We start from the raw sequence: 1,281 nt of genomic DNA, 5'->3' as shown, positions 1-1,281 counted from the left end.
GATTCGGGTTAAGGCGCCTGGTGGCCAAGGCTATGCCGAAACCCGCCGGATTATGCGTGACAACAATCTGGTCACTGTGTGCGAAGAGGCCGGCTGCCCGAACGTGGGCGAGGGCTGGAGCCAGGGTCATGCCACAATGATGATCATGGGCGAGATTTGCACGCGCGGTTGTACATTCTGCAACATCGCGACCGGTAAGCCGGATACTCTGGATGCATTTGAACCGGGTCGCGTGGCGCATGCGGTGCAGAAGCTGGGCTTGAACCATGTGGTCATCACATCCGTGGACCGGGATGACCTGCTCGATGGAGGCGCCGATCACTTTGCACAGACCATCCGTGCGGTGCGACACCGCTCGCCCAAGACTACGATCGAGATTCTGACGCCGGATTTCCTGAAATGCGAGCCCACGGTGCTTGAGATTGTTGTCGAGGCCAAGCCAGATGTGTTCAATCACAATCTTGAAACGGTGCCGGGCCTATATCCTCAGGTGCGTCCCGGTGCGCGATATTTCCACTCATTGCGCTTGCTGCAGCGGGTCAAAGAGATGGACCCGTCCATTTTCACCAAATCCGGCATAATGGTCGGACTGGGCGAGGACGAGCAGCAAGTTCGTCAGGTCATGGATGACATGCGCGCGGCGGATATCGATTTTCTGACTATCGGCCAGTATCTGCAGCCAACACCCAAGCATCATGGCATTGACCGCTTTGTTACACCCGAAGAGTTTGCGGCCTATGAAAAAGCTGCATTCGGCAAAGGTTTCCTTATGGTCTCGGCAACTCCTTTGACCCGGTCGTCTTACCATGCGGGCGATGATTTCGCCCGTTTGCGCGAAGCTCGACAAAAGAAGTTGAACCAGAGGTGAAACCCGAACTTCAATCCTGGCTTACCGAAAAGCGCCATGAACTGCATCAAGTGCCTGAGATATCGGGCGAGGAACGTGGAACCGCGACGAGTATCTCGAACTTGCTTCAGGCGTGTGATCCCGATGCGGTTCTGACAGGTATCGGTGGCCACGGTGTCGCGGCGGTTTATGATAGCGGATAGCCCGGACCTACCATCGGAATCCGGTGTGAATTGGACGGTTTGCCGATTCAGGAAATCTCAAGTGCACGATACGCGTCGCAACATCCCGGAAAGGGGCATCTTTGCGGGCATGATGGCCATATGGCGATGGTGCTTGGTGTTGCCTTTGTATTGGGGGACAAGCGTCCGACCAAGGGACGGGTGGTTCTGATTTTTCAACCCGCCGAAGAAACCGGTCAAGGTGCGATTGCC

The 1,281-nt window shown here is 56.1% G+C and carries 1 protein-coding gene and 1 pseudogene; both read left to right on the top strand.

What is annotated here, in order from left to right; genetic code table 11:
* Positions 1–868 (top strand): lipoyl synthase (gene lipA, locus ACR0L4_RS23565; protein ID WP_480515630.1); only part of this gene is annotated, 868 nt, incomplete at its 5' end.
* Positions 865–1,281, top strand: a pseudogene (locus tag ACR0L4_RS23560) (M20/M25/M40 family metallo-hydrolase); the annotation flags it as partial. The gene lipA and the pseudogene ACR0L4_RS23560, both read left to right, overlap by 4 nt.

The organism is Ruegeria sp. AB5 (assembly GCF_056542645.1).
This window is presented reverse-complemented; position numbering and strand designations above follow the sequence as displayed.